The organism is Pseudovibrio sp. POLY-S9, from assembly GCF_001431305.1.
In the GTDB taxonomy this organism is placed as follows: Bacteria; Pseudomonadota; Alphaproteobacteria; order Rhizobiales; family Stappiaceae; genus Pseudovibrio.
Genome location: NZ_LCWX01000145.1, coordinates 200082 through 207306 on the forward strand (window position 1 = coordinate 200082; position 7225 = coordinate 207306).

Below are 7225 nucleotides of genomic sequence, written 5' to 3' on the forward strand. Positions count from 1 at the left end.
CGCCTCTCAATTCATGCTCGGTAATGACCCTTAGAGGCCGAATGCAGTCTTTGCAGCAGCAAGACCGTCTTTACCGTCAAAAGTAGTTACGCCAGCAAGCCATTTATCAAGAGCCTCAGGGTTCTTCTTGATCCATGCTTTTGCTGCGTCTGTTGGCTCTTCACCGTCGTTCAGAATGCCGTTCATGATCTCGTTCTCCATCTGTAGGGAGAAGGTGAGGTTCTGAAGGAATTTGCCCATGTTCGCGCACTCAGCAGAGTAACCTGCGCGGGTGTTGGTCAGAACGTCAGCGCCGCCGAAGTTTGGACCGAAGAACTCGTCACCGCCGGTGAGGTACTTCAGCTCAAAATTGGAGTTCATTGGGTGCGGTGCCCAACCGAGGAAGACGATGTCCTGGTTCTTGCGAGTTTTACGCGCGACCTGGGACAGCATGCCAGCTTCAGATGATTCGACGAGGTCGAATTTGTCGAGACCGAACGCGTTTTTCTCGATCATATCAAGGATCAGACGGTTACCGTCGTTCCCTGCTTCAATGCCGTAGATCTCGCCATCAAGGTCTCCAGAGAATTTTGCGATGTCCGCAAAGTCCTTCAAACCCTTGTCATAGGTATACTTAGGAACAGCCAAAGTATACTTGGCGCCAGTCAGGTTGGTTTGAACAGTATCAACGGTGCCAGCTTCACGATATTTCGCGATATCAGCTTCCATTGTCGGCATCCAATTGCCGAGGAATACATCAATATCGTTGTTTGCGAGAGACGCATAAGTGACTGGAACGGAAAGTACTTTTACGTCTGTTTCGTAACCGATCGCGTCCAGCACAGACGTTGCTGTGGCGGTGGTTGCGGTGATGTCTGTCCAGCCCACGTCGGAGAAGCGTACAGTTTTACAGGCTTCCGCTTCTGCGGCGAGAGCTGACCCAGTGATTAGTAATAGTACTGAAGCAGAAGTAGAAAGTTTCTTTATCAGGCCACTAGCAACACTCATGTAAATCTCCCCAATTTCGATATTTATTTAATAGAGCCGTAGAATTGTGTAGAAAACATGTCCCAAACACTATCAAGGCGACAATTAAATTTTCAAATTCCTTCGTTCACTAAAGCTAATAAACACCCGATGGACTAAAGGCAACCTCTCCGTTAGATATTAATTACGATAAATCTGAGTGCAATACTTTTCAAAAGCTCCGAAATGTTCTAAGAACTATTTTTATTGATTGAACGTTCAATAAAAATAATCTTGGAGTGAGTTCGGCGCAAATGCCTAAGGTCGGAATGGAAGAGGAACGCAAAACCTCGATAATTATGGCAACGATCAAAGCGATCCATGAAAAGGGATACGCAGCGACGACAATGGCAGATATTGCCAAGAATGCCAGCGTTTCGACGGGTCTGCCACATCACTACTTTGGCTCGAAGGCAGCTGTCTTCAACGCGACCATGAGCTTTTTGCTGACGGACTTGAGCAAGCAGTCCCGCAAGCGCTTGCTGAAGACGAAAACCCCTATGGAGCGGATCGATGCGATCATCCATACCAACTTCAGCGATGAGCAGTTTCAGCCCTCCGTTATCTCGGCGTGGTTTGCGTTTTATGTGGTGGCGCGAACGGAACCGGGAACACGCCGGTTGCTTCAGATCTACCACCGACGGCTGATCTCGAACCTCACTGCGGAATACCACCGCGTCACAGATCGTGAGACGGCGATTACAGCGGCAGAAGGTACAGCTGCGATGATTGACGGGCTCTGGCTGCAATGCGTGCTAACGACAAACCGACCTGACGGGTCACCGGCAACAATGCTGGTTCAGGACTACGTGAAGAAATGTTTCGACAGCTTTGAAACGACAGAAACTACACAATAATAACTGGAATACGGCTTCAAGCCCAAGAGAATACAATGACTGCAGATTTCATTATTGTAGGCGCCGGCTCTGCTGGATGCGCCCTGGCAAACCGTCTTTCTGAAGATCCCCAAAACAAGGTGGTTTTGCTGGAGTTTGGTGGTACGGATATCGGTCCGTTTATCCAAATGCCCGCTGCCTTGTCCTATCCCATGAACATGTCCCGCTACGATTGGGGCTATGAGAGCGCGCCCGAGCCGCATCTGGATGGGCGTAAGCTTGCTTTGCCACGTGGTAAGGTGATTGGCGGCTCTTCCTCCATCAACGGCATGGTCTATGTGCGCGGTAATGCCTGCGACTTTGACAGCTGGGAGGAAATGGGAGCGAAAGGCTGGGGTTACCAAGACGTTTTGCCTTACTTCCAGCGCCTTGAGAATACCGAGGTCGACGGAGACTGGCGCGGAAAGTCCGGCCCGCTCTACGTCTCTCGCGGTACACGCTGGAGCCCGCTTTACGATGCCTTTGTGCAGGCTGGTGAAGAGGCTGGTTACGCCAAAACTGACGACTACAACGGTTATCGTCAGGAAGGCTTTGGCGATATGGAGATGACGGTGCACAATGGCCGTCGCTGGTCCGCCTCCAATGCCTACCTCTGGCCCATCAAAGGCCGCGAAAATCTGGAGATTATCTCTGGTGCGCACGTTAATCGTATTCTCATGGAAGGCAAACGTGCTGTTGGCGTTGAGTATGTGCGTGGCGGGCAGGTACATCAGGTCAAATGCTCCCGCGAAGTGGTCGTTTCTGCATCTTCCATCAATTCTCCAAAGCTTCTGATGCATTCCGGCATTGGTGATGCAGCTGCTCTGTCCGCTCTGGGCATTGATGTGATTGCAGATCGCAAGGGTGTTGGTGCGAACCTTCAGGATCATCTGGAACTCTATATTCAGCAGGCGTGTACTCAGCCGATTACGCTTTACAAGCACTGGAATCTGCTCTCTAAAGGCGTGATCGGAGCTCAGTGGCAGCTGGCAAAATCTGGCCTGGGCACCACCAACCACTTTGAGACCTGCGGCTTCATTCGCTCCAAAGCGGGCGTGATGTACCCTGACATTCAGTTCCACTTCCTGCCGTTTGCGGTGCGTTATGACGGGCAGGCGGCGGCTGAAGGCCATGGCTATCAGGTTCATGTTGGCCCGATGCGCTCCAAGTCTCGCGGTGCGGTGACGCTGCAATCTGCGGACCCAATGGACAAGCCGAATGTGCTGTTCAACTACATGAGCCATGAAGACGATTGGGAAGATTTCCGCCAGTGCATTCGCCTGACACGTGAGCTCTTTGCTCAGCAGGCGTTTGATCCATTCCGTGGCAAGGAAATTCAACCAGGCAAAGACGTTGAAAGCGACGATCAACTGAATGCTTTCATCAAAGAACATGTCGAGAGCGCCTTCCATCCGTGTGGCACCTGTAAGATGGGTGACACGAATGACGAGAGTGCTGTGGTTGACAGCGAATGTCGTGTGATTGGTGTTGACGGTTTGCGCGTTGCGGATAGCTCCATCTTCCCGCAGATTACGAACGGAAACCTCAATGCACCTTCCATCATGGTTGGTGAGAAGGCTGCAGACCATATTCTCGGAAAAGGTATGCTTCCTGCCAGTGATAAGCAGGCGTGGGTACACCCGAACTGGCAGAACGAACAACGGTAAGTGTTGGATTAAGAAATGACGAAAACAGATAACCTGACAAATGCATCCCTGCGTGCGCAGCCTGGTGGCTCTCACTTTATTGGCGGCACTTACGTTGAAGATACGATGGGTGAGGAGATCCTCAGCCTTTATCCAGCAACACAGGAAGTGATTGCGCGGGTTCACTCCGCAACACCGGCGATCATCACCAAAGCTGTTGCATCCGCACGGACGGGCTTTGCGATCTGGCGTTCCATGGCACCTGCTGAGCGCTCCCGCGTTCTGCGTAAGGCTGCTGACCTGATGCGTGAGCGCAACCGTGAGCTTTCCGAGCTGGAAACGCTTGATACGGGTAAGCCGCTGCAGGAAACTCTGGTGGCTGATGCTGCTTCTGGTGCTGAAGCACTGGAATATTTTGCAAGCGTTGCGGCTACCTCTAACGGCGAACACATCGATCTGGGTGGCTCTTATGCCTTGACCAAGCGCGAGCCACTGGGCATTTGCCTTGGCATTGGCGCCTGGAACTACCCGATTCAGATTGCTGCATGGAAAGCTGCTCCGGCGCTGGCTGCTGGTAATGCGATGATCTTCAAACCATCTGAAGTGACTTGCCTGTCTGCGCTGAAGCTTGCAGAGATCTTCCGTGAAGCTGGCTTGCCGGATGGTGTATTCAACGTGGTGCAGGCAAACCGTGAAGCAGCTGCTTCTCTGGTTTCCCATCCTGAAATTGCCAAGGTTTCCCTGACGGGTTCCGTGCCAACCGGTATGAAGGTTGCTGAAAAGGCAGCTTCTCAGCTGAAGCACATGAGCCTTGAGCTAGGTGGCAAATCTCCGGTGGTGATATTTGAAGACAGTGACATCGACAATGCCGTTGCTGCAGCGATGAACGCTAACTTCTATTCCACCGGTCAGATCTGCTCTAACGGCACGCGCGTGTTCGTGCATTCTTCCATCAAGGATGAGTTCCTGAAGCGTCTGAAAGAGCGGACCGAGAAGATCCTTATTGGTGATCCGCTGAATGAAGACACACAGCTTGGCCCGCTCGTCTCCAAAGCTCAGCTTGAGAAAGTGATGGACTACATCGCGATTGGTCAGAGCGAAGGTGCGGTTCTCTATGCTGGTGGAGGACGTCCGCAGGTGGCCGGTCTTGGTCGCGGCCTGTTTGTTGAGCCAACCATCTTCACTGAAGTCAAAGACGACATGCGCATTGCTTGCGAAGAGATCTTTGGTCCTGTGATGTGTGTGCTTGACTTTGATGATGAAGCTGATGTGATCCGCCGCGCCAACAACACCGAGTTTGGTTTGGCTGCTGCTGTGTTCACGAAAGACATTCAGCGTGCTTACCGTGTGATTGATCAGTTGGAAGCTGGCACTTGCTGGATCAACAACTACAATCTGACCCCGGTCGAGATGCCATTTGGTGGCTTCAAGAACTCCGGTATTGGCCGTGAGAATGGTCAGTGGGCGCTGGATCAGTACTCTCAGGTTAAGAGCATCTATGTAGAGATGGGTGATGTTGAGGCTGGCTGGTAAACAGCCTCAACCATCATTTTGAATGAGCAGAGTAGGGGCTCTTGGTCGCGTATCTTTATCCGAAAACCGGTTTCCACTTTTCGGCGATACACGGCGTCCCTACTCACGCATTGCATGGGCGATCTGATCGACCATTGGCTTCATGATGTATGAGATCACTGTGCGGTTTTCTGTCTGAATGAACGCCTCAACCGGCATACCCGGCACCAGATTTTTACCACCCAGTTTGTCCAGCTGATCTTCTGAGATTGTCAGCTCTGCCATATAGAAGCTGAGACCGGTTTTGGGGTCTTCCAAAAGATCAGGTGAGATCGTCTTCACCTGAGCTGTCAGCTCGGGTGTTGTGCGTTGATCAAAGCTTGGCAGGCGGATCGTTGCTTCCTGATTGGGTGTCAACTGATCCACATCGATTGGCTGCACCTGCGCTTCAATCACCAGAACGTCTTCACGTGGCACAACTTGCATCAACACCTCACCGGGAGCGATAACACCGCCGATGGTGTGAATGGTCAGGTCGTGCACTGTGCCAGACTGAGGTGATTTGATTTCCATGCGCATCAGCTGGTCCTGTGCAGCAATCTTCTTTTCTTCAAGTTGAGCAACCTCTGCCCGGACTTGCTGAAGCTGTTCCAGTGTCTTTGTCAGCACATCTTCTTCGATCTGCATGATCTGAATATTGCGTTCCGCGATCGCTTCTTCTGTCTTAGCGACCTGAGCTATGAAGTCCCCATATTCACCCTGAAGCTTGGTTTTTTCGCGCTTGAGGGCTGTGACACGTGACTCTGTGACCAGTCTTTTGGCCAGCAACTTGTTGAGGTCTTCCAGTTCGCCATCGATCAGGCTGATCTCGATTTCTTTGGCATCTCTTTGTTGAGACAGTCCATCAATTTGCTTTCTATACTGCTGAATCTGAGCACGCATCTGGTCCTGTCGGCCACGCAGGTTTTTGGTCTTCGCGACCATCATCCGGCGTTGCCCTTCCTGAATGGTGTTCAGTACCTGTGAATGTGCATCATCTGTGGCTCGTGTTGAGAAGAGTATTTCTTCTTCTCCATCACGTTCTGCGATCAAACGGGCTTCCTGCGAGTAAAGATTGTCGAGCTGTTTGGTCACGACAGCAAGGTTGGCGCGGGTCACCGTGTCATCAAGGCGGAGCAGGGTGTCTCCCGCATCAACGGTATCCCCATCAGTCACCATGATGGAGCGGACAATGCCGCCTTCCATGTGCTGCACATTCTTGGTGTTGGTCTCAACGACAATGGTACCGGGAGCAATAATTGCGCCGCGGATTTCCATCAGGCCGCCCCAGAGGCCTACGCCTCCAACAAGGATAACAACCAGAAGACCAGCGCAGATCAGATGGAATCTAATGCTACCCTTGATCTGCTTGTCACTTTCAGAATGATTATACATTATGCTGCTCCTCGTTTGGCAGGAGCTTTAATTGCTGCTTTTTGCGGGACTTGCTGAGTTTGAACCGGGGTTACAAGTTGCTTCATAACCTCATCTCGCGGACCAAAGGCAGCTTGTCGGCCATCATTGAGCACGAGTACCTTATTAACCGCCGCAATCGCACTTGGGCGGTGGGCAATGACAATGACGATCTTACCTCGGCCCCGCATCAGTTTGATCGCATGGGTCAGACAGGCTTCACCTTCCGAATCCAGGTTGGAGTTAGGCTCATCCAGAACGATGAGGAAAGGCTCACCATACATGGCACGGGCGAGGGCGATGCGCTGACGCTGGCCGCCAGATAAGGCATACCCACCACTGCCGATAATCGTGTTGTAACCATCCGGCAGGCCTGTGATGAACTCATGGATACTGGCAATTTTCGCAGCTTCGATGACATCATCAGGGTTTACGTCTTCCTTGAACCGGGAAATATTCTCCGCAACCGTGCCATCAAACAATTGAATGTCCTGCGGCAAGAAGCCAACAAATTCACCGATGCGCTCCGACGTCCATTGATCAAGCTCTGAGCCATCAAACCGGATTGATCCTGTCAGAGCATTGGTGATGCCGACAATCGAGCGGGACAATGTTGACTTGCCAGAACCGGACTTGCCAATAACGCCAAGACCTTCGCCAGCCGCAAGACTAAACGAGATGCCTTGCACGATTGGCTGACGGATACCAACCGGACCACATGCCACACTGTCCAGA

At 51.9% G+C, this 7225-nt stretch carries 6 protein-coding genes; 3 read left to right on the plus strand and 3 right to left on the minus strand.

Features of this window, described 5'->3' with window-relative positions; all coding sequences use genetic code 11:
• Positions 1-30: 30 nt before the first annotated feature.
• Positions 31-987, minus strand: a complete 957-nt coding sequence (locus PPL9_RS13195) for a choline ABC transporter substrate-binding protein (protein ID WP_057463117.1) — start codon at positions 985-987, stop codon at positions 31-33.
• 272 nt (positions 988-1259) lie between these two features.
• Between PPL9_RS13195 and betI the strand changes: the two genes are divergently transcribed.
• Genes betI through betB form a run of 3 tightly spaced genes read left to right on the plus strand, consistent with a single transcriptional unit; the run spans position 1260 to position 5059 of the window.
• Complete coding sequence (gene betI, locus PPL9_RS13200) at positions 1260-1862, plus strand: transcriptional regulator BetI (protein WP_057463118.1); 603 nt, start codon at positions 1260-1262, stop codon at positions 1860-1862.
• Positions 1863-1897: 35 nt separating this feature from the next.
• A complete protein-coding gene (betA, locus tag PPL9_RS13205; RefSeq protein WP_057463119.1) occupies positions 1898-3547 on the plus strand; it encodes a choline dehydrogenase in 1650 nt (549 codons plus the stop codon).
• 48 nt (positions 3548-3595) lie between these two features.
• Positions 3596-5059: a betaine-aldehyde dehydrogenase gene (betB, locus tag PPL9_RS13210; protein ID WP_193775898.1), complete on the plus strand. Its 1464-nt coding sequence runs from the start codon at positions 3596-3598 to the stop codon at positions 5057-5059.
• A gap of 99 nt (positions 5060-5158) precedes the next feature.
• Here the strand turns inward: betB and PPL9_RS13215 are convergent, their stop codons facing one another.
• The gene (locus PPL9_RS13215) at positions 5159-6472 is read right to left on the minus strand and encodes an HlyD family type I secretion periplasmic adaptor subunit (RefSeq protein ID WP_057463121.1); all 1314 of its coding nucleotides are present in this window, start codon (positions 6470-6472) and stop codon (positions 5159-5161) included.
• Positions 6472-7225: ATP-binding cassette domain-containing protein (locus PPL9_RS33290; protein WP_208989349.1), on the minus strand; the 754-nt coding region annotated here is incomplete at its 5' end. The genes PPL9_RS33290 and PPL9_RS13215, both read right to left, overlap by 1 nt.